Here is a 22,181-nt window from a genome sequence, read left to right as displayed (position 1 = left end):
GCCGGGCGCCTGACCCAGCCGGGCGGGCAGGGCGGGCAGGACGGCCGGGTCGAACGGGCGGCCGGGTCGTCGGGCGGCCGCGTCAGGCGGCCAGGCGGGTCGGCCTGGCAGCTCAAGCGCCCGGCCGGGTGGCCTGGCCGCCCGGCCGGGTCAGCCGGCCAGGTCGGGCGGGTCAGCCGGCCAGGTCGGCCGGGTCAGCCGGCCAGGTCGGCCGGGTCAGCCGGCCAGGTCGGCCGGGTCAGCCGGCCAGGTCGGGCGGGTCAAGCGGGCGGGCCGGGCGCCCGGGTCGGGCGGGCAGGCTGCCGGGCCGGTCGGGCGGCCGGGCGGGTCGAACGGGCGGGCGGACCAGGCGCCCGGGTCGGGCGGCCGCTCAGGCGGGCGGCCGGGCCAGGCGGGCGGCCGGGTCGGCGTGTGCCGGGCCCCGCGCCGTCGCGCCGTCGCGCCGTGCCGCCGCCCGGTCCGCCGGGGCCCCACGGTGTGCGGCATTCCGTCACGTCGCCGCGGAGCAGGGGCGGGGGCGGGGCGGATCTCGCCCCCGTCAGGTCTACGGGGAGCGGCGGATCAGGAGTAGCGCGCGGTCGTCGTTGACGTCCTTGGCGACCTTTTCGATCAGGTGCCAGGCGGCGCCCTCCCAGCCGGCGGCGACGTAGCGGTCGGCTTCGCCGGTGAGGCGGTCGATGCCCTCGCTGATGTCGCGGTCGGCCGTCTCGACCAGGCCGTCGGTGAAGAGCATCAGGACGTCGCCCCGGCGGAGGTTCCCGCGGGCGGGGGTGAATTCGGCGCCGTCGTAGACGCCGAGCAGCGGGCCCTCGCCGGTCTTCTCCTGCCAGCGGCCGGTGCCCGCGGAGAGTTGGAGGGCGGGGAGGTGGCCGGCGGAGAGGAGTTCGTAGTCGCCGGTCGCCAGGTCCAGGACGAGGTGGATGGAGGTGGCGAAGCCCTCCTCCCAGTCCTGGCGGAGCAGGTAGCCGTTGGCGGCGGGCAGGAAGCCGTGCGGCGGCAGCGCGCCGAGCAGGCCGCCGAAGGCGCCGGAGAGCAGCAGGGCCCGGGAGCCCGCCTCCATTCCTTTGCCGGAGACGTCGGTCAGGACGAGCTCCAGGGTCCGGCCGCCGTTGGTGCGCGCCGCGACGACGAAGTCACCGGAGAACGACTGGCCGCCCGCCGGACGCAGGGCCATCTCGCGGTGCCAGCCGCGGGGCAGGGCCGGCAGCTTGCTCTGGACGCGGATCCGTTCGCGCAGGTCGAAGAGCATGGTGCCGCCGCGCCGCCAGGGCACGCCGACACGGCTGCGGAACTGGGCGATGAGGAGTCCGAAGAAGCCGCAGGCCGCGACGACGAGGACGGTGCCGGGGGTGACCCGCGCCGGGCCCTGGGTATAGGGGCCGAGCACCAGGGCCTCGACGATCAGGGCGGCCGCGGAGGCCGCGTACAGCGCGAGGAGGCTGGCGGGGCGCAGCAGCAGGCCGCCGGCCACGATCGGCAGGACCAGCGCCGAGGGCGAGAACCAGACGGGCAGCATCAGGGTGCCGCAGGCGATGGCGGGGACGGTGGCCAGCAGGCCGGCGAAGGCGAGCCAGTCCGAGGCGTCGCCGCGGAAGTAGTCGACGGCTGATTTGCGCAGGACGGTGCGCGCCCGGTGCCACAGCATGCGCATCCGGGCCATGAGAGATTCCACGCGTGCTCCGGCCATTGCATCGGGACCCTATCCATCCCGGCTGTGCATGCGCAGGGGTACCCCTGGACCTGGTCCCGGACATGGGGTTTAAGGGCGCCCGAAAACAGGTCGACTGCGAGGGAATGCGCTGATAGGGATGACCGTATGGCTCTTGAGATGCGTGTATTACAGGCTGATGAGTGGGATGTCTGGTACGACCACCTGGAACTGGCGTTCGGCGGTGTGCCCGATTCCCCTCAGGAGCGAAGGCTGTACAAGTCGCTGACGGAGACGGAACGTTCGCTCGGAGTCTGGGACGGCGCCACGTGCGTGGGCTCGGCCGGGTCCTTCGCTTTCCGCCTCTCGGTGCCCGGCGGGGCGATCGTCCCGGCGGCCGGCGTGACGATGGTGGGCGTGTCCCCCACCCACCGGCGGCGCGGGGTGCTCAGCTCGCTGATGCGCCGGCAGCTGGACGACGTCCGGGCGGGTGGCGAACCGCTCGCCGTGCTGACGGCCTCGGATCCGGCGATCTACGGGCGTTTCGGCTACGGCACGGCGACGTACGCCCTGGCCGTGGACATCGACACGACGCGGGTACGGTTCACCGCGCCGCCGGGGACGGACGAGGTGCGGCTGCGCCTCGTCGATCCGGAGCGGGCGCTGCCCGAGTGCGAGCGGGTCTACGCGGCGCTGGTCCCCCTGCGCCCCGGAATGCCGGCCCGGCAGCCGGGCTGGGAGCGGCTGGGGCTGCTGAACGGGCCGGCGTTGCGCGGGAGCGGGTCGGCGCTGAAGTGCGTGGTGGCCGAGCGGGACGACGGCGAGGTGGTCGGGTACGCCCGCTACCGGGTCAAGCCCGACTGGGACTACATCGGTTCGGACGGCAAGGTCGAGGTGAGCGACCTCGACGCGCTGGATCCGGCGGCGTACGCGGCGCTGTGGCGCTACCTCTTCGAGATCGACCTGACGTGGGCGGTACGGGCGAGGGCCCGGCCGGCGGACGACCCGCTGCTGCACCTGGTCAGCGATGTCCGCCGGTCGCGGCCGCGCCTGCGGGACTCGCTGCACGTACGGCTGGTCGATCTGCCGGCGGCGCTGGAGGCACGGACGTACGGGGCCCCGGCGGACGTGGTCCTGGACGTCGAGGACGCGTTCTGCCCGTGGAACGGCGGCCGGTGGCGGCTGACCGCCGACGGGAAGGGCGCCGCCTCCTGTACGCGGACCGACGAGGCGCCGGAGCTGGCGCTGTCGGTGCGGGAGCTGGGTTCGGCGTACCTGGGCGGGATCACCCTCGCCTCACTGGCGGCCGCGGGCCTCGTGCGCGAGCTGCGTGGGGGCGCCCTGGCCGAGGCCTCGCGGGCCTTCGCGGGAGACGTGGCCCCCTGGCTCCCGCACGGTTTCTAGCCAGTGCTGTGACCGGCAAGGTCCACCGGGTCGCCAAACCTTTCCGGCCACAGCGCTAGCGGGACTGGCAGCCCGGGCACCAGAACAGGTTGCGGGCGGCGAGACCGGCGGTGCGGATCTCGCCCCCGCAGATGTGGCAGGGCATGTTCGCCCTCCGGTAGACGTACACCTCGCCGCCGTGGTCGTCCACCCGCGGCGGGCGGCCCATGGCCTCGGGCAGGTGCTCGTCGCGGACGGTGTCGATCCGGTTGTTCCGTACGCCCTCGCGCATGAGTGCGGCGAGGTCCGTCCACATGGCGTCCCACTCGGCGCGGGTGATGTCCTTGCCCAGGCGGTACGGGTCGATGCCGTGCCGGAAGAGGACCTCGGCGCGGTAGACGTTGCCGACGCCCGCGACGACCTTCTGGTCCATCAGCAGGGCCGCGACGGTGGTGCGGGAGCGGGAGATCCGCTTCCAGGCCCGGTCCGGGTCGTCGGCGGGCCGCAGCGGGTCGGGGCCGAGCCGGTCGTGTATCGCCTTCTTCTCGCCCTCGCCGATCAGCGCGCAGGCGGTGGGCCCGCGCAGATCGGCGTGGTGCTCCTCGTTGAGCAGGCGCAGGCGGACCGTGTCGGTCGCGGGCGGCGCGGGGGCGGGGCCGAAGCCGAGCTTGCCGAAGAGGCCGAGGTGGATGTGGATCCAGGCGTCGCCCAGCTCCAGGAAGAGGTGCTTGCCGTGCGCCTCGGCGCTCTCCAGCTCGCGCCCGTCGAGCAGGGCCGCGCTCTCCGCGAAGCGGCCCTGCGGGCTGCTGACCCGGACCGGGCGGGCGGCGAACCGCTCGGTGTGGTCCTGGGCGAGGCGGTGGATCGTATGCCCCTCGGGCACGGCACTGCTCCTACGTCTGGAAACGGCCGTGCCGCCGGGGACTCCGGCGGCACGGCGAAGCGGAAGATCAGCCCTGCGGGTGGTGGGCCGGGATGGGGGGCAGCTCGCCGGTCTGCTCGTAGGCGGAGAGCATCTCGATGCGGCGCGTGTGGCGCTCCTCGTCGGAGTACGGGGTCGCCAGGAAGGCCTCGATGAAGCTGACGGCCTCGTCCTGCGTGTGCATCCGGCCGCCGACGGAGATCACGTTGGCGTTGTTGTGCTCGCGGCCGAGCTTCGCGGTGTCCACGCTCCAGGCGAGGATGGCGCGGACGCCCTTGACCTTGTTCGCGGCGATCTGCTCGCCGTTGCCGGAGCCGCCGATCACGATGCCGAGGCTGTCGGCGTCCGCGGCGGTCTTCTCCGCGGCGCGGAGGCAGAACGGCGGGTAGTCGTCCACCGCGTCGTAGATGTGGGGCCCACAGTCGACGGGCTCGTGGCCGTTGTTCTTGAGCCAGTCCACCAGGTGGTTCTTGAGCTCAAAGCCGGCATGGTCGGATCCGAGGTACACGCGCATGGGACGAGTGTGGCACGAGCGGGCCCGGCGGCCCGCAGGTGGGGGTTCCCCCGCCGAAGGCAGGGGGAGTGTCGCGTAAGTCACTTCTAAAGCTCAAGTAAACCCAAAGAGCGCAGATGGGACAGGGCGGACCGATGTCCTGGATGTTCGTCCCTGCACAACGATCCGGATTGGGGTCTTCCACCTGCGTTCATCTCAGGTTTGAATGCCGGGGCTCGCAACCCGAGAACCTAAGGATCCGTCCATGAGCTCCACGACGACCCTTCAGAAGGAAGGCGACCCCACCGGAAGCAACGGTGAAGGTCTGCCCTCCGACGGTCTGAAGGCCGGTCTCAAGAACCGCCACCTGTCCATGATCGCCATCGGCGGCGTCATCGGCGCCGGCCTCTTCGTCGGCTCCGGTGGCGGCATCGCCAAGGCCGGCCCCGCCATCCTGATCTCCTACGCGCTGGTCGGCGCGATGGTCGTCTTCGTGATGCGGATGCTGGGCGAGATGGCCGCCGCCAGCCCGAACTCGGGCTCCTTCTCCGCCTACGCCGACCGCGCGCTCGGCCGCTGGGCCGGCTTCTCCATCGGCTGGCTGTACTGGTTCTTCTGGGTCGTCGTCCTGGCCGTCGAGGCCACCGCCGGCGCCTCGATCCTGGAAGGCTGGATCCCGGCCGTCCCGCAGTGGGCCTGGGCCCTGATCGTGATGGCGGTCCTGACCGCCACCAACCTCGGCTCCGTCGCCTCCTACGGCGAGTTCGAGTTCTGGTTCGCGGGCATCAAGGTCGTCGCCATCGGCGCCTTCGTGATCATCGGCATGCTGGCCGTCTTCGGCGTGCTGCCGGGCTCCGACAACCCGGGTGCGGGCTTCGCGCACCTGACCGACGCGGGCGGCTTCTTCCCCAACGGCTACGGCGCGGTCCTCACCGGTGTGCTGATGGTCGTCTTCTCCTTCATGGGCAGCGAGATCGTCACGCTGGCGGCCGGCGAGTCGGAGAACCCCCGCAAGGCGGTCACCCAGGCCACCAACTCCGTCATCTGGCGCATCGGCGTCTTCTACCTCGGCTCGATCTTCATCGTGCTGACGCTGCTCCCGTGGAACGACAAGTCGATCACCGAGAAGGGCTCGTACGTCGCCGCCCTCGACTCGATCGGCATCGCACACGCCGGCACGATCATGGAGGTCATCGTCCTGACCGCCGTGCTGTCCTGCCTGAACTCGGGCCTCTACACCGCCTCCCGCATGGCCTTCTCGCTCGGTGAGCGCGGCGACGCCCCGAAGGCGTTCGCCAAGGTCAACTCCCGGGGCGTTCCGGTGGCCGCGATCCTGGGCTCCACGGTCTTCGGCTTCGTCGCCGTCTACTTCAACTACGCCTTCAAGGACACGGTCTTCAACTTCCTGCTGAACTCCTCGGGTGCCATCGCACTCTTCGTCTGGCTGGTGATCTGCTTCACCCAGCTGAGGATGCGCGGGATCCTGGTCCGCGAGGCCCCGGAGAAGCTGACCGTGAAGATGTGGCTGTTCCCGTGGCTGACCTGGGCCACCGCCGCACTGATCATGTTCGTGATCGGCTACATGTTCGTGGACGACGCCAACCGCGAGGTGGTCACCCTGTCCACCCTGGTCGCCGGCCTGGTCGTGGCCGTCGGCGTGGTGCTGGACTTCCGCCGCAAGCGGGCCGCGCTGCAGGGCTGACCCCTGGTCGCGCACGTACGACGGAGCCCGGCCCGCCTCACAGGCGGGCCGGGCTCCGGTGCGTTCGCGGCCGCTCAGCCGCGGCGGCCCGCCAGCTTCCAGGCGGCCGGCAGGGCGCCCATCGCCAGGGCGGCCTTGAGCGCGTCGCCGATCAGGAACGGGGTCAGGCCCGCCGCGACGGCGGCGCTCAGGGACATGCCGGTGGCCGCCATCAGGTACGGCACGCCCACCGCGTAGATCACCGCGGAGCCGAGCACCATCGTGGCCGCCGTACGGGCCACCGAGCGGTCGGCGCCGCGCTGCGCGAGGGCTCCGACGAGGGTGGCGGCGAGCAGCATGCCGAGCACGTATCCGAAGGAGGCGCCGCCCGCCCCGGAGGTGCCGGCCGCGAACCACGGCACGCCGGCCGCGCCGAGGAGGGCGTACAGCCCGAGCGAGAGGAAGCCGCGGCGGGCTCCGAACGCGGTGCCGACGAGCAGCGCCGCGAAGGTCTGGCCCGTGACCGGGACCGGGGAGCCGGGGACGGGCACGGAGATCTGCGCGGCGAGCCCGGTGAGCGCGGCTCCGCCGACGACGAGCGCGATGTCGCGGGCGCGGCTCGCGGGCAGCAGATCGGCGAGGACGGCGCCGGGCCGGAAGGAGACGGAAGCGGTGCTCATCGGGGGCTCCGGAAGATCGTGGTGGCAGGACGATCACCGACGTTAGTCCGCGGTCCGGCGCCGCCCCACCGCCGCCCGGCACAAAGGCGTACTCCCCGGTTTGGTGGGGACTGCACAAAGACCCTGACCCACACCCCGGCCGGCGTGATCCGTGTCACGGGGCAGATCAGACAGCACGTCCGTTTTGCACGTAAGGCCGCCGCTCAGTGAGACTGTAGGGTCCCGCCAATCCTGATGCGGAGCCCCACCGCCGCCGGGCCGAACGAGAGTACGAGCACCCCCTCATGCGCGACCGCCTGCCCGAAGCTCCTCCCCTGACGGGCGACCTGCCCGCGGAACCCCTCAGTCACAGCCTCAAGCAGCGCCACCTGACCATGCTGGGCCTCGGCGGCGTGATCGGCGCCGGGCTCTTCGTCGGCTCCGGCGCCGGCATCGGCATCGCCGGTCCGGCGATCATCTGCTCCTACCTGCTCGCGGGCGTGCTCGCGATGCTGGTGATGCGCGCGCTCGGCGAGATGTCGGCCGCGATGCCCGCGTCCGGCTCCTTCTCGGTCTACGCGGAGAAGGCCCTGGGCCGCTGGGCCGGCTTCTCGGCGGGCTGGCTCTACTGGTTCCTGCTGGTCGTGGTGCTCGCCGTGGAGGCGACCGGCGCCGCGAAGATCGCGAACGGCTGGGTGCCGTCGGTCGACCAGTGGGTCTGGGTGCTGATCTTCATGGTGGTCTTCACCGCGGCCAACCTGACCGCCGTACGGAACTTCGGCGAGTTCGAGTTCTGGTTCGCCGCCCTCAAGGTCGGCGCGATCGTGCTGTTCCTGATCCTCGGCACCCTCGCGATCTTCGGCGTGCTCCCGGACACGGACCCGGTCGGCACGGCCAACCTCACCGGCCACGGCGGCTTCTTCCCGGCCGGCATCGCCGGGGTCGTCGCCGGCATGCTCGCGGTCATCTTCGCCTTCGGCGGCCTGGAGGTCGTCACCATCGCGGCGGCCGAGTCGGACGACCCGGCCCGCTCCGTGGCCCGCGCCGTGCGCAGCGCGGTGTGGCGCATCCTCTTCTTCTACGTCGGCTCGATGCTGGTCATCGTGACCCTGCTGCCGTGGGACTCGCTGAAGCCGGGGACGAGCCCGTACGTGGCCGTCCTCGACTCCATCGGCATCCCGGCGGCCGGCCAGATCATGAACATCGTCGTGTTCGTGGCGCTGCTGTCGGCGCTGAACGCGAACCTGTACGGCTCCTCGCGCATGGTGTTCTCGCTGGCCGAGCGCGGCGAGGCGCCGACGGCGCTGCTGAAGGTCTCGGGCGGCGGGGTGCCGCGCCGCGCGGTGTTCGCCTCGGTGGCCTTCGGCTTCGCGTCGGTGGTGCTGAACCTGCTGTGGCCGGACACGATCTTCCTCTACATGCTCAACGCGGTCGGCGCGGTGCTGCTGTTCGTATGGGCGCTGATCGCCGTCTCGCAACTGAAGCTGCGCCGCGTGATCGAGCGGGACATGCCCGAGCGCCTGACGCTGCCGATGTGGCTGTTCCCGTACGCGACGTGGGCGGCGCTGCTGGGCATGGCGACGGTGCTGGTCCTGATGCTGTTCGACGACTCGGCCCGGCCGCAGCTGCTGTGGTCGTCCGGCGCTGCCGCCCTCGTGCTCGCGGTGGCGTGGGTGCGGGAGCTCCGGGCCCGCAGGGCCTGAACGGGGACCGGCCACGGGGCCGATGACGGCCAGGGCCCCCGCGCGGGGGCCCTGGCCGTTCTCAGGTGCGCAGGTACGAGGCCCCGTTGACATCGAGGACCGTGCCCGAGCTCCAGACCGCGCCGGGGGAGGCCAGGTAGAGCACGGCGGAGGCGATCTCCCGCGGGTCCGCGACACGGCCGAAGGGGCTCTGCGCCCGGATGTCCGCGCCCTCGGGCCCCTCCAGCCGCCCGGCGACGCGCTCAGTGGCGACGAAACCGGGTGCCACGGAAGCGACTGCGATGCCGTGCGGGGCGAGGGAGACGGCGAGCGACTGGCCCAGGGCGTGCAGCGCGGCCTTGGTCGCGCCGTAGGCGGGGTGGTCGGGTTCGCCCCGGAAGGCGCCGCGCGAGCCGACGTTGACGATGCGTCCCTCGCGCCCCGCGTCGATCATGCGGCGGGCGACGCGGTGGGTCAGGTTGGCGGCGCCGAAGAGGTTCACCTCGGCGGTCCGCCGCCAGGCCTGCTGCCAGTCCTCGTAGGAGGTTTCGGGCAGCGGGTGGGCGAGCATCACGGCGGCGTTGTTGACCAGGACGTCCACGCCGCCGAGCGCCTCGTCCGCCCCGGCCGCCAGGGCCTCGACCCCGGCCGGGTCGGCGAGGTCCGCTGCGAGCAGTACGTGTCCCTCCCCCTCCAGCGAGGCGAGGGTCTCCTGCGCGTCCGCCCGTCGGGCGGAGCAGTGCACGGCGACCCGGTCGCCCTGCCGGGCGAAGGCGGCCGCGATCGCCCGGCCGATGCCGCGGGAGGCGCCGGTGACGAGTACGCCCCGGCCGGTGTCGGGAAGCGCTGTCACGGTCAGGTCCATCGGCGGCTCCCTCGATCCGGTTTCTGTGGCGTCGCCGCGAGCGTACGGGCGTGATCACGAACCGTGAATCCGATGTCCGAATATCGGACAGGAAACGTCCGGTGATCGGACACTCGGCACACTGGGGCGCCCCGTCACCCCTTCCCGCACACCGGACAGGCACACCCCCGATGAGCCACAGCACCAGCACCAGCACCCTGACATCCCCCGGAACAGGGCGGACCGACGCCGCAGGATCGCCCCTCGGCAACGGACTCAAACAGCGCCACCTCTCGATGATCGCCCTCGGCGGTGTCATCGGCGCCGGACTCTTCGTCGGTTCCGGCGCCGGCATCGCCGCCGCGGGCCCCTCGATCGTGCTCGCCTACGCCGCCTCCGGGGTACTGGTGATGTTCGTGATGCGGATGCTCGGCGAGATGTCCGCCGCCGATCCCGCGTCCGGCTCCTTCTCCGTCCACGCCGAGCGGGCGATCGGCCCCTGGGCCGGGTTCACCGCGGGCTGGATGTTCTGGACGCTGCTGTGCGTGGGGGTGGCCATCGAGGCCATCGGCGCGGCGCACATCATGACCGGCTGGTTCCCGGGCACCCACTCCTGGATGTGGGTACTGGTCTTCATGGCGCTCTTCTGCGGGTCCAACCTGGCCGCGGTCTCGAACTTCGGCGAGTTCGAGTTCTGGTTCTCCGCCCTCAAGATCGCAGCCATCGGGCTCTTCCTGGGCCTGGGCGTGCTGGCCGTCCTCGGCGCGCTGCCCGGCACCGGCTCCCCCGGCGCCGCGAACCTGCTGCACGACGGCGGGTTCCTGCCCAACGGGGTGGACGGCCTGCTGGTCGGACTGCTGGCCTCGGTCGTCGCGTACGGCGGGCTGGAGACGGTGACCATCGCGGCCGCCGAGTCCGAGAACCCGGTCCAGGGCGTGGCCAGGGCCGTGAAGACCACCATGTGGCGGATCGCGATCGTCTACGTCGGCTCCATGCTGGTGATCGTCACCCTGCTCCCGTGGAACGACCCGGCGGTCGCCGCCGACGGCCCCTACGCCGCCACCCTGGACCACCTGGGCATACCGGCCGCCGGGGAGATCATGAACGTGGTGATCCTGGTCGCCCTGCTCTCCGCGATGAACGCCAACATCTACGGGTCCTCGCGCATGGCCTACTCCCTGGTCTCCCGCGGCCAGGGGCCGAGGGCGCTCGGCAAGCTGACCGGCCGCGTCCCGCGCCGGGCGGTGCTCGCCTCCTGCGGCTTCGGCTTCGTCACCGTGCTGCTGTCCTACTGGTACCCGGACACCCTGTTCGCCTGGCTGCTGAACATGGTCGGCGGAGTCATCCTCGTCGTCTGGGGCTTCATCGCCGTCTCGCAGTTCACGCTGCGCCGCCGGCTGGAGCGCGAGGCCCCCGGGAAGCTGGTCGTGCGGATGTGGGGCTTCCCGTACCTCACCTGGGTGGCGCTGGCCGGGGTGGCCGGAGTGCTGGCGCTGATGGCGCTGAGCGAGGACACCCGGACCCAGGTGATCTTCACCGGCGGGCTCACCGTCGCCCTCGCGGTGACCGGATACGTGATGCAGCGCCGGGCGGCGGCTGCCCGCTGACACGCGCTCGACGACAGGACGGCCCCGTGCGTTCGCACGGGGCCGTCCTGCGTTCCACAGAGGTGACCCTTGCATGTGAGGCGGAATAGATGCTGCTAGCGTGCAGTTGCACATTACTTGCAATTAGCGATTGGCGCGCCGAGGGGACCGGACGACACGCATGGCCACTTACACGCTTCCCGATCTTCCGTACGACTACGCGGCGCTGGAGCCGGTGATCAATCCGCAGATCATCGAGCTGCACCACGACAAGCACCACGCGGCCTACGTCGCGGGCGCCAACACCACGCTGGAGCAGCTCGCGGAGGCGCGCGACAAGGAGAACTGGGGCGCGCTGAACGGCCTGGAGAAGAACCTCGCCTTCCACCTCTCCGGCCACATCCTGCACAGCATCTACTGGCACAACATGGCGAGCCCCAAGACCGGCGAGGGCGGCGGCGAGCCGACCGCGGCCGACGGCGCGGGCGACCTCGCGGACGCGATCACCGAGTCCTTCGGCTCCTTCGCGAAGTTCAGGAAGCAGCTCACCTTCGCCTCCTCCGCGACGCAGGGCTCCGGCTGGGGCGTGCTCGCGTACGAGCCGGTCAGCGGCCGCCTGGTCGTCGAGCAGGTCTACGACCACCAGGGCAACGTGGGCGTCGCCAGCACGCCGATCCTGGTCTTCGACGCCTGGGAGCACGCCTTCTACCTGCAGTACAAGAACCAGAAGGTGGACTTCATCGAGGCCATGTGGAACGTCGTCAACTGGCAGGACGTGGCCAAGCGCTACGCCGACGCCAGGGCGAACACCCCGCTGCTGATCCCCGTCAAGGGCTGATCGCACCCCCGAGCCCGTCCGCCTCGTGATCGTCTTCTCACCCTTCACCGGCGGGCGCGTCCAGCAGAAGACCCCCGTGAGGACGTGACTCACGGGGGTCTTCTGTGTGCACCGGCACGGACCGACGGCACGGACTACTCGAAGGAGGGGCCCTTCGTGCGGGTGCGCTTGATCTCGTAGAAGCCGGGGGTGGAGGCGACGAGCAGGGTGCCGTCCCACAGCCGGGCGGCCGCCTCGCCGCGCGGGGTCGGGGTGACGACCGGCCCGAAGAAGGCCACGTCGTCGCCGTCGGTGCCGGGCACGGAGATCACCGGGGTGCCGACCTCCTGGCCGACCCGCTCGATGCCGTTGTCGTGGGAGGCGCGCAGCACCTCGTCGTACTCGTCGGAATCGGCGTAGGCGAGCAGCTCGGCCGGCAGGCCGACCTCCTCCAGCGCGGCTGCGATGACCTCGCGGGTCGGACCGAGGTCCTCGTTGTGGATGCGGGTGCCGAGCGCGGTGTACAGCTTCCCGGTGATCTCGTCGCCGTGCTTCTGCTGGGCCGCTATCACCACGCGCACCGGGGCCCAGCCCTTGGGGCCGAGCAGTTCGCGGTAGGACTCGGGCAGTTCGTCGAGCCTGTTCTCGTTGAGGACGGCCAGGCTCATCACGTGCCAGCGGACCTCTACGTCGCGGACCTTCTCGACCTCCAGCATCCAGCGAGACGTCATCCAGGCCCAAGGACAGAGCGGGTCGAACCAGAAGTCGACCGGGGTCCTCTCGCGCACCTGGGTGTCGGTCATGTCTCTCCTCAGTCCTGGGTCCCAACCGGAAAGAAGACGCCAACGGCGCGCCTTCTCCGTCGCCAACCAGGCAGGAGTCGCACACATTCCCCATGGGAGGATTCGTCGCAAGAACGCGATCACGCACGAAGGAGTGCACGTGCCCGGAGAGAATCTGTCCCGCGACGAGGCCCGCGAGCGGGCCGAACTGCTGTCCGTCGACGGGTACGGGGTGGTCCTCGACGTCAGGTCCGCGGTGGACGAGGCCGAACCGGCCGACGGCCCACGGACCTTCCGCTCGGTGACCACCATCCGCTTCCGGGCCAGGGCGGCCGGCGGCTCCACCTTCGCGGACCTGATCGCCCCTTCGGTGAACTCCGTGACCCTCAACGGGCGCGCACTGGACGTGGCCGCCGTCTTCGACGGGTCGCGGATCGCCTTGGACGGCCTGGCCGCGGAGAACGTCCTGGTGGTGGACGCGAACTGCGCCTACAGCCGGACGGGCGAAGGCATGCACCGCTTCGTGGACCCGGAGGACGGCGAGGTCTACCTCTACACCCAGTACGAGCCGGCGGACGCCCGGCGCGTGTACGCGAACTTCGAGCAGCCGGACCTGAAGGCGCCGTACCGCTTCGAGGTGACCGCGCCCGAGGGCTGGCAGGTGTGGAGCAACGGCGCGGAGGAGTCCCGGGAGGCCGGGGTCTGGCGGTTCGCCGAGACCCAGCCGATCTCGACGTACATCACGTGCGTGGTGGCGGGCCCGTACCACTACGTGACGGACACCTACACGCGCGGGGACCTGACCATCCCGCTCGGCGCGATGTGCCGCAAGGGGCTGGCCAGGCACTTCGACGCGGACGACGTCTTCCTGGTCACCAAGCAGGGCTTCGACCTCTTCCACGAGCTGTTCGACTACCCGTACCCCTTCGGCAAGTACGACCAGGCCTTCGTGCCGGAGTACAACCTGGGCGCGATGGAGAACCCGGGGATGGTGACCTTCCGGGAGGAGTACATCTTCCGCGGCAAGGTCACGCAGGCCTCGTACGAGCGGCGCGCGAACGTGATCCTGCACGAGATGGCGCACATGTGGTTCGGCGACCTCGTCACCATGAAGTGGTGGGACGACCTGTGGCTGAAGGAGTCCTTCGCCGACTTCATGGGCTCCTTCGGGCTGGTCGAGGCGACCCGGTTCGACCAGGCGTGGGTCACCTTCGCCAACAGCCGCAAGGCGTGGGCCTACCGTGCCGACCAGCTGCCGTCCACGCACCCGATCACGGCCGACATCCGTGACCTGGAGGACGCGAAGCTGAACTTCGACGGGATCACGTACGCCAAGGGCGCGGCGGTCCTCAAGCAGCTGGTCGCCTACGTGGGGCGCGAGGCGTTCCTGGAGGGCGCGCGGCGCTACTTCAAGGCCAACGCGTACGGGAACACCACGCTGGACGACCTGCTGTCGGTGCTCGCGGAGGTCTCCGGGCGGGACATGGCCGAGTGGTCGCGGGCCTGGCTGCAGACGGCGGGGGTGAACGTGCTGACCCCGGTGGTGACCTGCGACGCGGGCGGGCGCGTGACCGAGCTCGCGGTGGTGCAGGAGGGCGAGGAGCTGCGGCCGCACCGGGTCGCCGTCGGCCTGTACCGGCTGGATTCCGACGGCTCCCTGGTCCGCTACGCGCGGGCCGGGACGGACGTGTCGGGCGTACGGACCGTGGTCGCGGAGCTGGCGGGCCAGGAGCGGCCCGACCTGGTCCTGGTCAACGACGAGGACCTCACCTACTGCAAGATCCGCTTCGACGAGACCTCGCTGGCCACGCTGCGGGCGCACCTGGGCGACCTCACGGACCCCCTCGCCCGCGCGCTGAGCTGGTCGGCGCTGTGGAACCTGACGCGGGACGGGCTGATGCCCGCGCGTGACTTCGTCTCGCTGCTGCTCGCGCACGCGGGGCGGGAGACGGACGTCGGCGTGCTGCAGATGCTGCACGCGCAGGCGCTGAGCGCGGTCAAGCACTACGCGGCGCCCCACTGGCGCGAGCAGGGCGGCCGGGAGCTGGCGGCGGGAGCACTGCACGAGCTGCGGCGGGCGGAGCCGGGGTCGGAGCACCAGCTGACGTGGGCCCGCTTCTTCGCGGCGAGCGCGGCGACGGAGGGCGACTTCCAGCTGCTGCTCGGACTGCTGGACGGCTCGGCGCGGATCGACGGGCTGGAGGTGGACCAGGAGCTGCGCTGGGACTTCCTGCTGCCGCTGACGGCGCACGGCGCGGTCGACGAGGGCGTGCTCAGCGCCGAACTGGCGCGGGACGACACGGCGTCGGGCAAGCGGCACGAGGTGCGCTGCCTGGCGGCGCGGCCGTCGGCGGCGGTGAAGGACCAGGCGTGGGCGGCGGTCGTCGAGTCGGACGCGCTGTCGAACGCGCTGGTGGAGGCGACGATCGCGGGCATGCAGCAGTCCTCGCAGCGGGGCCTGCTCGCGGCTTACACGGAGCGCTACTTCGAGGTGATCGAGCGGGTGTGGGCGGACCGGTCGATCCAGATCGCCATGGACGTGGTGAAGGGGCTGTACCCCGCGCTCCAGGACTCCGAGTCCACCGTCGCGGCGACGGACGCCTGGCTGTCGGCCCACCCTTCGGCTCCGCCGGCCCTGCGCCGACTGGTCCTGGAGTCCCGCGACGACCTGGCCCGCGCGCTGCGCGGCCAGTCCTGCGACGGGGCGGCCGCGAGCCAGGGCGTGCGGCGGCTGTGACAGGCACGGCGTGACCCCTCGAACGCCGGCGGGACCCCGGGGCGCCGCACACCGGCAACCCGGCCCCGCCGGCGTTCGGGGCACGGGGGCCAGGGGACGGGGCGGGGCACGGGGGCCGGGGGCGGCACGGCGACGCAACCCATCGGCAGTCGAACGCCCGTACTTTAGCCCCGGCTTGTCCCGATTTGCCGACGGACGTGTAACAGGGGTTAGCGAGGTCGCGGCCTGAGGGAATCACCGCGTCATGAACCAGAACGCACCCCTCCCCCTCACCCACCTCACCGGCAGCCGCCCCCGCGTGCTGACCCTGGCCCAGCTCCGTGAGCACGGCGTCACCGCCTCCGACGCCGCCGAACGGCCCTGGCAGCAGATCCTGCCCGGGGTGTTCCTGCTCCACTCGGGCCCCGCGACCAGCGAGGAGCGGCTGCACGCCGCGCTGCTCTACGCGGGACGGCGCGGCGGCGAGGCCATGATCACCGGGATGGCGGCGCTCGCGCTGTACCGGTTCTCCTCCGCGCCCCCGCTGCTCGCCCTCTCCCACATCGACGTGCTCGTGCCCGGCACCCGGCGGCTGCGCTCCACCGGGGACGTGCGCATCGTCCGCTCGCACGCCGCGCCGCGCTCCCAGGAGGTGACCGGACTGCCGGTCGCTCCCGTCGCGCGGGCCGTCGCCGACGCCGTCGCCCAGCTCTCCGACGCCGGCACGGTACGCCGCCTGCTCAGCGAGGCCGTGCGCGGCGGCCACTGCGAACCGGCCGCCGTCGTACGGGAGCTGACGGTGGCCCGGCTGCTGAACCGCCCGCACGTGGTCGACGCCGTCGAGTCGCTCCTCGCGGAGGGCCGGGCCATGGCCGAGGACCGGCTCTACCACCTCGTACGGGGCTACGACCTGCCCGAGCCCGTGTGGAACGCGGATCTGCGGCTGCCCGGCGGGCCGCACCTCGGCGGGGTCGACGCGTACTGGCCCGAGCACTCCGTCGCCGTCGAGATCGACACCCGCGCCCCGCGTCAGGGCGAGGACGAGCAGTGGTCCGAGTGCGTGCGCAAGCGGGAGACGCTGGAGCGGCTCGGGGTGACCGTCATCCACATCACCCCGCGCAAGCTCCGCGACTGGCCCGAGCAGCAGGCGGCGGTCGTCCGGACCGCCCTGACGGCGTCCGGCGGCCGCGAGCCCGCCGCCTATCTGGTGGTGCTCCCCCGGTGAGGCGGCAGCGGCGGATTGGCCGGGGAGTACTCCGGGGCGCTCCACCGCAGCCGCCCCGGATGCACGCTCTCCACGACCGATTCCACGCGGAAGCGCACGCGCCGCTCTCCGGCGGCCCCGAACTCGGTCCGCGCCCGGCCGCTGAGCTGGAGCAGAGCGCCGCTCTCCCAGTCCGGGAAGAGCAGCCCGGCCCGCGGATCGGCCACCAGGTTGCCCAGCGTCAGGAACATGGCGTTGCCCGCGTAGTCCGGCCAGGCCAGCTCCACCGGCGAGAGCACCTCGACGAAGCCCGGCAGCCCGCCCCGGTGGCTGGCGTCGGCCCCGTCCGCCTCCGCCGTCGTGGCCACGAAGAACGTGTCGGCCGCGCGGACCGCCCGCTGCTGGTCCGGAGTGAGCGCCCGGCCGCGCCGCACGACACCGGCTCCCGCGGCCGCCAGGTCCAGCGGCTGCCGCTTCTGCAGGTACTTGGGGCAGTTGGCGAACACCTGCTCGGCGTGGACGGCGAACCCGCCCGCGGTGACGCCGAGGGTTCCGTTCAGCCGCATCCGGCGGCGGGTGCGCGGGTCGAGCGCGATGGTGCCGACCCGGGTCCCGGCGGTGGCGAGGGCCTCCGCGAGCGGGTCGCCGGCCGGTAGTCCGCCGGCGACCGCGATCCGGTCCGGCCCGGTGGCCCGTACGAAACCCGGCGCCCCGGTGAGCAGCGAGGCCCACATCCGCCCCGCGCCGTCGGCTGCGCCGACGACCAGGTGGGGCTGGAGCCCCAGGAAGGCCGCGGCGACGTCCCGGATGCCAGTGCCGATCGAGCGGCCGACGTGCTCGGCGAGTTCCCGTACGCCGACCTTTTCCTGCACTGCCAGCGAGCCCGGGTGGTAGGCCCCACCCATTAGAAGAATCCGCAGGTCGGAGCCCCGGGGGTCGGAGCTTCAGCGCCTTCGGCGCCGGTCGGCGCGAAGATCTCCAGGCGAGTGCCGTCCGGGTCGTGGAAGAAGATGCCGCCGGAGGCCGCCCCTTCGCCGTGGGCGACGACCCCCTCGTACGCGAACTCCACGCCCAGCGAGCGCAGCCGCTCCTCGTACTGCCGCACGTCCTCGATGGCGCCGGCCGAGAGCGCCAGGTGGTGCAGTCCGGCCGAGGCCGGGGCGAAGGCGCCGTCGGCCTGCTGCCACAGGGTGAGGACGAGCTCGCCGTCCTGGCCGAGGAGGGCGAAGCGGCGCGCTTCCTCCTTGCCCTCCCCCAGCACCTGGAAGCCGAGGGCGTCCCGGTAGAAGGCGAGCGAGCGGTCCAGATCGGTGACGTTCAGACCCACGTGGCCGGTGCGGAGCGTGCTGATGACCGACGTCATGACGGTTCCCTTCCCAAGGCTGTTTCCAGCCGGATGGTTCTAACCTTCTAAATCGAGATTAAGGGTTAGAGCGAGCAGCGTCAACCGGTCACGTACTCTTGAGGGGTTAGCGGGAGTGCGAGAGGGGTCAGGGACATGGCGGCGGCGGATCCACGACCCCTGACCGGTGAGCCGGTCGCCCTCGACCTGCTGAACACCCGCTGGGTCGCGGACGGCGAACCCCTGGACCTCTTCGCGGGCGCCGGCGGCCTCACCCGGGTCGAAGGGCTCGCGGTCTGGCTGGAGAGCACCGGCCTGGCCGACCGCTTCCGCGCGGACGCCGCGACCCTCGTCCACCTGCTGACCGCCCGCGAGGCGCTGGCCCGCGCGGTGGCGGACCCGGCCGACGGGAGCGCCCGCGCCCTGGTCGACGCGGTACTGGAGCACGGCCGGATCCGGCCGACCCTGACCACCGAAGGACCGGGCGAGCGGACCGAGTTCGACGATCCGACCTGGGGTCCGGCCTGGACGGCCGCCCGGAACTACCTGGAGCTGCTGGCCGGCGCACCCGACCGGATCCGCAAGTGCGCCTCCGCATCGTGCGTCCTGCACTTCCACGACATCTCGCGCAACGGCACCCGACGCTGGTGCTCGATGGCCGCCTGCGGAAACCGGGCGAAAGCCTCCCGCCACTACGCGCGCACGCGCGTGCGCTGAAACCCCGGAAGTTGTCACACCCGATCCCGGGCCGCGCTCTGGTCCAGTCCTGACATGCAGTCGGGAAGTCTACAAATCCACTCATCAGACCACTGGGTTCATCCACGTCTGTCCCGGTAAGGCCGTGCTGGCGGAAACCCCGCACTGGCGAGAGTCCGCCATGACAGGTCTCGGTCAATGACAAGGCTCCCCAAAGAGCTGTCGCGTGAGGAAAGCTGACCGGTCATCCGGCACCGAAATCCGGACCGTATCTTTCACTTACCAGGGATGCTGATGACCCTCGAATCCCCCAGCTCCATACCCGGGGCCAGACGCGCGGCGCGCGTCGCGGCCGCGGCCGGCCTGGTCGCCGCCCTCGCGGCCTCCGGCGCCGCGCCCGTCTTCGCCGCCTCGGGCGCCGACAAGCCCGGCACCAACCCGGCCGTGAAGTCGGCCGACCAGAAGCTCGGTTCGGCCGACGCGGAGCTGCTCCAGGAGGCCAAGGCCAAGGGTGACGCGAACGTCACCGTCATGGTCGCGACCGCCCCCGGCCAGACCAAGCAGGTGGCCGACCAGCTCGACGCCGTCCAGGGCGCCTCGGTGGGCCAGACGTACGACAAGCTCGGCTACGTGCGCGCCACCCTGCCCACCGGCAAGGCGGAGGCCGCACTGAAGGCGGCCGCCAAGCTGTCCACGGTGCACGGCATCGACCTGCGGCACGAGATCCAGCTGCCCGACCCGCGCCCCGACACCCACGGCGAGTCGGGCGCGGTCAAGAAGACCGCGGCCGAGACGTACGCGGCGCCGGACAAGAACACCCCGGCGAAGAACCCGTACAACCCGTCCTTCGAGACGGGCGCCGTCGACTTCGTCGCGAAGAACCCGCAGGCCGACGGCCGCGGCGTGACCATCGGCGTCCTGGACTCGGGCGTCGACATCAGCCACCCGGCCCTGCAGAAGACCACCACCGGCGAGCGCAAGATCGTCGACTGGGTGACCGCGACCGACCCGATCGCCGACGGCGACGCCACCTGGCGCGCCCAGATCACCCCGGTCACGGCCGCCGGCGGCACCTTCACCGCCGGCGGCCAGAGCTGGAAGGCCCCGGAGGGCAGCTTCCAGTGGAGCCGCTTCAGCGAGTCGATCACCGCCAACGGTGACATGAAGGGCGACGTCAACCGGGACGGGGACACCACCGACCGGTTCGGCCTGCTCTACGACGTCGCCGCCGGCACCGTCCGCGTCGACACCGACCAGGACGGCGACTTCACGAACAACGAGCCGATGAAGCCGTACAAGGACGGCTACCAGATCGGCTACTTCGGCACGGACAACCCGGCGACCGACGTCGCCGAGCGCATCCCGTTCGTGATCGAGATCCGCAAGGACGTCCCGATGGACCCGCTGGGCGGTGACTGGGTCGGCAAGAAGGCCGACTTCGTCAACGTCGGCATCATCGAGTCCGAGCACGGCACGCACGTCGCCGGCATCACCGCCGCCCACAGCCTGTTCGGCGGCAAGATGAACGGCGAGGCGCCCGGCGCGAAGATCGTCTCCTCGCGCGCCTGCACCTGGTCCGGCGGCTGCACCAACATCGCGCTGACCGAAGGCATGATCGACCTCGTCGTCAACCGCGGCGTCGACATCGTCAACATGTCGATCGGCGGCCTCCCGGCGCTGAACGACGGCAACAACGCGCGCTCCGAGCTCTACAAGAACCTCATCGACACCTACGGTGTCCAGCTCGTCATCTCGGCGGGCAACGAGGGCCCCGGTGTCAACACCATCGGCGACCCCGGCCTCGCGGACAAGGTCATCTCCGTGGGCGCCTCCGTCTCCAAGGAGACCTGGGCCGCCAACTACGGCTCCGGCGTGACCAAGAAGTACAACATGTTCCCCTTCTCCTCGCGCGGTCCGCGTGAGGACGGCGGGTTCACCCCGACCATCACCGCCCCCGGCGCCTCGATCAACACGATCCAGACCTGGCTGCCCGGCGCCCCGGTGAAGGAGGCCGGCTACAGCCTGCCGGCCGGTTACGGCATGCTCCAGGGCACCTCGATGTCCTCGCCGCAGGCGGCGGGCGCCAGCGCCCTGCTGATCTCGGCCGCCAAGCAGCAGAAGATCGCGCTCTCCCCGGCGTCCCTGCGCACCGCGCTCACCAGCACCGCGAAGAAGATCGAGGACGTCCCGGCGCACGCCCAGGGCTCGGGCCTCATCGACGTCAACGGCGCGTGGGAGTCCATCCAGCGCGGCGCGAAGGCGAACGAGTTCACGGTCAAGGCGCCGGTCGACACCGCGATCGACCAGTTCCTGAAGACCCCGGGCTTCGGCACCGGCGTGTACGACCGCGAGGGCGGCCTCAAGGTCGGCCAGAAGAAGGTCTACAACGTCGTCGTCACCCGCACCACGGGCGTCAAGTACGGCACCCGGCACAACCTGAGCTGGCGCAACAACGACGGCACCTTCAAGGTCATCGGCGGCTACGACTACGTCACCCTGCCGCTGAACAAGCCCGTCACCATCAAGGTCGAGGCCAACGCCAAGTCGGGCGGCGTCCACAGCGGCATCCTGCAGCTGGACGACGAGACCACCGAGGGCATCGACAAGCAGATCCTGACGACCGTCGTCGCGGCGACCCCGCTGACGGCCCCGTCGTTCACCCTGTCGGACACCTCGTCCGTGCAGCGCAACAGCCACAAGTCGTACTTCGTGACCGTCCCGGCGGGCGCGAAGACCCTTGAGGTCGCCCTCGGCGGTCTCGCGGCAGGCAGCCAGACGCGCTTCATCTCGATCCACCCGTACGGTGTGGGCGTCGAGGACAGCGCGACGACCCAGTGCTACCCGAACTACGACAACCCGGCGAACAAGTGCCGCCCCGACCTGCGCTCGTACGCCGAACCGCAGCCGGGCGTCTGGGAGATCGAGGTCGAGTCGCGCCGTACGTCGCCGCTGCTCGACAACCCGTTCAAGCTGGACGTCTCCGTGCTCGGCGCGGCCTTCGACCCCGAGGTCGCGAAGCTCGCCGAGGTCAAGGCGGGCACCCCGGCGCCGGTCCAGTGGACCGTCAAGAACGAGGCCTCGGCCATCTCCGGCGGCAAGCTCCAGGGCGGCCAGCTGGGCTCCGCGAAGGTCGCCGTGCCGACCATCGCGAACGGTGAGACCCAGACCAGCGAGGTCACGATCGGCGAGGGCGTCTCCCGCCTCGACATCTCGATCGGCAAGGTCTCCGACACCGCCGCCGACCTCGACCTCGAGGTCTACAAGGACGGCGTCAAGGTCGGCTCCTCCGCCGACGGCGACTCCGAGGAGGCCGTGAGCCTGGCCAACCCGGCCGCGGGCACCTACACCGTCAAGGTGATCGGCTACGCGATCCCGTCCGGTTCCACCACGTACGACTACCGCGACGTGTACTACTCGGACGCCCTCGGCAAGGTCCAGGTCGACGAGAGCGCCGCCGTGAACCTCGCCAACGGCGCCACCGCGACCGTCTCGGCGAACGTGCTGGTCAACGGCGCGGCCCCCGAGGGCCGGCTGCTGTTCGGCCAGGTCAACCTGCTCAACGCCCGCGGCACCGCCGCCGGCACGGGCAACGTGCAGATCGAGAAGGTCACCCCGTAACGGTGTGACCGCGTGAAGGAGGGGCCGGTGCTCGCGAGACGAGCACCGGCCCCTTCGCGTTGCCCGCCGCCGGATGGTCGCCCTGCGGTCCGCCGCGCCCGGACACCG

The 22,181-nt window shown here is 71.6% G+C and carries 17 protein-coding genes; 9 read left to right on the top strand and 8 right to left on the bottom strand.

Features of this window, described 5'->3' with window-relative positions:
- Window positions 1-544: 544 nt before the first annotated feature.
- A complete protein-coding gene (locus tag ACFCZ1_RS21205; protein WP_376679813.1) occupies window positions 545-1,687 on the bottom strand; it encodes a PP2C family protein-serine/threonine phosphatase in 1,143 nt (380 codons plus the stop codon).
- 129 nt (window positions 1,688-1,816) lie between these two features.
- Here ACFCZ1_RS21205 and ACFCZ1_RS21200 point away from each other — a divergent pair, with 129 nt between their 5' ends.
- On the top strand, window positions 1,817-3,052 hold the full coding sequence (locus tag ACFCZ1_RS21200) for a GNAT family N-acetyltransferase (protein ID WP_376679812.1): 1,236 nt from the start codon (window positions 1,817-1,819) through the stop codon (window positions 3,050-3,052).
- A 55-nt stretch (window positions 3,053-3,107) separates the two neighbouring features.
- Here the strand turns inward: ACFCZ1_RS21200 and ACFCZ1_RS21195 are convergent, their stop codons facing one another.
- Window positions 3,108-3,914, bottom strand: coding sequence for an Fpg/Nei family DNA glycosylase (locus ACFCZ1_RS21195; RefSeq protein WP_376679811.1), 807 nt, complete (start codon window positions 3,912-3,914; stop codon window positions 3,108-3,110).
- Window positions 3,915-3,981: 67 nt separating this feature from the next.
- A complete protein-coding gene (locus ACFCZ1_RS21190) occupies window positions 3,982-4,467 on the bottom strand; it encodes a ribose-5-phosphate isomerase (RefSeq protein ID WP_328925736.1) in 486 nt (161 codons plus the stop codon).
- A 244-nt stretch (window positions 4,468-4,711) separates the two neighbouring features.
- On the opposite strand from ACFCZ1_RS21190, the gene ACFCZ1_RS21185 reads away from it, so the two are divergent.
- Complete coding sequence (locus ACFCZ1_RS21185; RefSeq protein ID WP_376679810.1) at window positions 4,712-6,148, top strand: amino acid permease; 1,437 nt, start codon at window positions 4,712-4,714, stop codon at window positions 6,146-6,148.
- A gap of 74 nt (window positions 6,149-6,222) precedes the next feature.
- Here ACFCZ1_RS21185 and ACFCZ1_RS21180 read toward each other — a convergent pair whose 3' ends face one another.
- The gene (locus ACFCZ1_RS21180; protein WP_376679809.1) at window positions 6,223-6,807 is read right to left on the bottom strand and encodes a biotin transporter BioY; all 585 of its coding nucleotides are present in this window, start codon (window positions 6,805-6,807) and stop codon (window positions 6,223-6,225) included.
- Between the two features lie 284 nt (window positions 6,808-7,091).
- Here ACFCZ1_RS21180 and ACFCZ1_RS21175 point away from each other — a divergent pair, with 284 nt between their 5' ends.
- Window positions 7,092-8,489 (top strand): amino acid permease, encoded by a 1,398-nt coding sequence (locus ACFCZ1_RS21175; protein ID WP_376679808.1) that lies wholly within the window; start codon window positions 7,092-7,094, stop codon window positions 8,487-8,489.
- A gap of 61 nt (window positions 8,490-8,550) precedes the next feature.
- Here the strand turns inward: ACFCZ1_RS21175 and ACFCZ1_RS21170 are convergent, their stop codons facing one another.
- Window positions 8,551-9,333, bottom strand: a complete 783-nt coding sequence (locus ACFCZ1_RS21170; protein ID WP_376679807.1) for an SDR family NAD(P)-dependent oxidoreductase — start codon at window positions 9,331-9,333, stop codon at window positions 8,551-8,553.
- 170 nt (window positions 9,334-9,503) lie between these two features.
- Between ACFCZ1_RS21170 and ACFCZ1_RS21165 the strand changes: the two genes are divergently transcribed.
- Together ACFCZ1_RS21165 and ACFCZ1_RS21160 are read left to right on the top strand one after the other, a co-directional pair.
- Complete coding sequence (locus ACFCZ1_RS21165) at window positions 9,504-10,919, top strand: amino acid permease (protein ID WP_376679806.1); 1,416 nt, start codon at window positions 9,504-9,506, stop codon at window positions 10,917-10,919.
- 160 nt (window positions 10,920-11,079) lie between these two features.
- The gene (locus ACFCZ1_RS21160; RefSeq protein WP_376679805.1) at window positions 11,080-11,736 is read left to right on the top strand and encodes a superoxide dismutase; all 657 of its coding nucleotides are present in this window, start codon (window positions 11,080-11,082) and stop codon (window positions 11,734-11,736) included.
- Between the two features lie 134 nt (window positions 11,737-11,870).
- Here ACFCZ1_RS21160 and ACFCZ1_RS21155 read toward each other — a convergent pair whose 3' ends face one another.
- Window positions 11,871-12,518: a DsbA family protein gene (locus ACFCZ1_RS21155; protein ID WP_376679804.1), complete on the bottom strand. Its 648-nt coding sequence runs from the start codon at window positions 12,516-12,518 to the stop codon at window positions 11,871-11,873.
- A gap of 139 nt (window positions 12,519-12,657) precedes the next feature.
- Between ACFCZ1_RS21155 and pepN the strand changes: the two genes are divergently transcribed.
- Window positions 12,658-15,234 (top strand): aminopeptidase N, encoded by a 2,577-nt coding sequence (pepN, locus tag ACFCZ1_RS21150; RefSeq protein ID WP_376679803.1) that lies wholly within the window; start codon window positions 12,658-12,660, stop codon window positions 15,232-15,234.
- Between the two features lie 244 nt (window positions 15,235-15,478).
- Entirely contained in the window at window positions 15,479-16,438 is a 960-nt protein-coding gene (locus tag ACFCZ1_RS21145; protein WP_376679802.1) for a hypothetical protein, read from the top strand.
- On the opposite strand, the gene ACFCZ1_RS21140 is transcribed toward ACFCZ1_RS21145, so the two are convergent.
- The gene (locus tag ACFCZ1_RS21140) at window positions 16,414-17,322 is read right to left on the bottom strand and encodes a pyridoxamine 5'-phosphate oxidase family protein (protein ID WP_376679801.1); all 909 of its coding nucleotides are present in this window, start codon (window positions 17,320-17,322) and stop codon (window positions 16,414-16,416) included. The two genes, ACFCZ1_RS21145 and ACFCZ1_RS21140, sit on opposite strands and share 25 nt — an antisense overlap.
- Complete coding sequence (locus ACFCZ1_RS21135) at window positions 17,322-17,780, bottom strand: VOC family protein (RefSeq protein WP_376679800.1); 459 nt, start codon at window positions 17,778-17,780, stop codon at window positions 17,322-17,324. The genes ACFCZ1_RS21140 and ACFCZ1_RS21135 overlap by 1 nt, the downstream gene beginning before the upstream one ends.
- A 135-nt stretch (window positions 17,781-17,915) precedes the next feature.
- Here ACFCZ1_RS21135 and ACFCZ1_RS21130 point away from each other — a divergent pair, with 135 nt between their 5' ends.
- Together ACFCZ1_RS21130 and ACFCZ1_RS21125 are read left to right on the top strand one after the other, a co-directional pair.
- On the top strand, window positions 17,916-18,476 hold the full coding sequence (locus ACFCZ1_RS21130) for a CGNR zinc finger domain-containing protein (RefSeq protein WP_376679799.1): 561 nt from the start codon (window positions 17,916-17,918) through the stop codon (window positions 18,474-18,476).
- Window positions 18,477-18,749: 273 nt separating this feature from the next.
- Complete coding sequence (locus tag ACFCZ1_RS21125; protein ID WP_376679798.1) at window positions 18,750-22,073, top strand: S8 family serine peptidase; 3,324 nt, start codon at window positions 18,750-18,752, stop codon at window positions 22,071-22,073.
- The last annotated feature ends 108 nt before the right edge of the window (window positions 22,074-22,181 follow it).

Source organism: Streptomyces sp. NPDC056224, from assembly GCF_042267665.1.
Lineage (GTDB): Bacteria > Actinomycetota > Actinomycetes > Streptomycetales > Streptomycetaceae > Streptomyces.
Note: the sequence above shows the minus strand (reverse complement) of the source record. Positions and strands in the feature narration are given on the sequence as shown.

Coding starts and splice junctions, on each gene's coding strand:
- ACFCZ1_RS21205 (WP_376679813.1), bottom strand. CDS start 1,687: ATGGCCGGAGCACGCGTGGAATCTCTCATGGCCCGGATGCGCATGCTG.
- ACFCZ1_RS21200 (WP_376679812.1), top strand. CDS start 1,817: ATGGCTCTTGAGATGCGTGTATTACAGGCTGATGAGTGGGATGTCTGG.
- ACFCZ1_RS21190 (WP_328925736.1), bottom strand. CDS start 4,467: ATGCGCGTGTACCTCGGATCCGACCATGCCGGCTTTGAGCTCAAGAAC.
- ACFCZ1_RS21185 (WP_376679810.1), top strand. CDS start 4,712: ATGAGCTCCACGACGACCCTTCAGAAGGAAGGCGACCCCACCGGAAGC.
- ACFCZ1_RS21180 (WP_376679809.1), bottom strand. CDS start 6,807: ATGAGCACCGCTTCCGTCTCCTTCCGGCCCGGCGCCGTCCTCGCCGAT.
- ACFCZ1_RS21175 (WP_376679808.1), top strand. CDS start 7,092: ATGCGCGACCGCCTGCCCGAAGCTCCTCCCCTGACGGGCGACCTGCCC.
- ACFCZ1_RS21170 (WP_376679807.1), bottom strand. CDS start 9,333: ATGGACCTGACCGTGACAGCGCTTCCCGACACCGGCCGGGGCGTACTC.
- ACFCZ1_RS21165 (WP_376679806.1), top strand. CDS start 9,504: ATGAGCCACAGCACCAGCACCAGCACCCTGACATCCCCCGGAACAGGG.
- ACFCZ1_RS21160 (WP_376679805.1), top strand. CDS start 11,080: ATGGCCACTTACACGCTTCCCGATCTTCCGTACGACTACGCGGCGCTG.
- ACFCZ1_RS21155 (WP_376679804.1), bottom strand. CDS start 12,518: ATGACCGACACCCAGGTGCGCGAGAGGACCCCGGTCGACTTCTGGTTC.
- ACFCZ1_RS21145 (WP_376679802.1), top strand. CDS start 15,479: ATGAACCAGAACGCACCCCTCCCCCTCACCCACCTCACCGGCAGCCGC.
- ACFCZ1_RS21140 (WP_376679801.1), bottom strand. CDS start 17,322: ATGGGTGGGGCCTACCACCCGGGCTCGCTGGCAGTGCAGGAAAAGGTC.
- ACFCZ1_RS21135 (WP_376679800.1), bottom strand. CDS start 17,780: ATGACGTCGGTCATCAGCACGCTCCGCACCGGCCACGTGGGTCTGAAC.
- ACFCZ1_RS21130 (WP_376679799.1), top strand. CDS start 17,916: ATGGCGGCGGCGGATCCACGACCCCTGACCGGTGAGCCGGTCGCCCTC.
- ACFCZ1_RS21125 (WP_376679798.1), top strand. CDS start 18,750: ATGACCCTCGAATCCCCCAGCTCCATACCCGGGGCCAGACGCGCGGCG.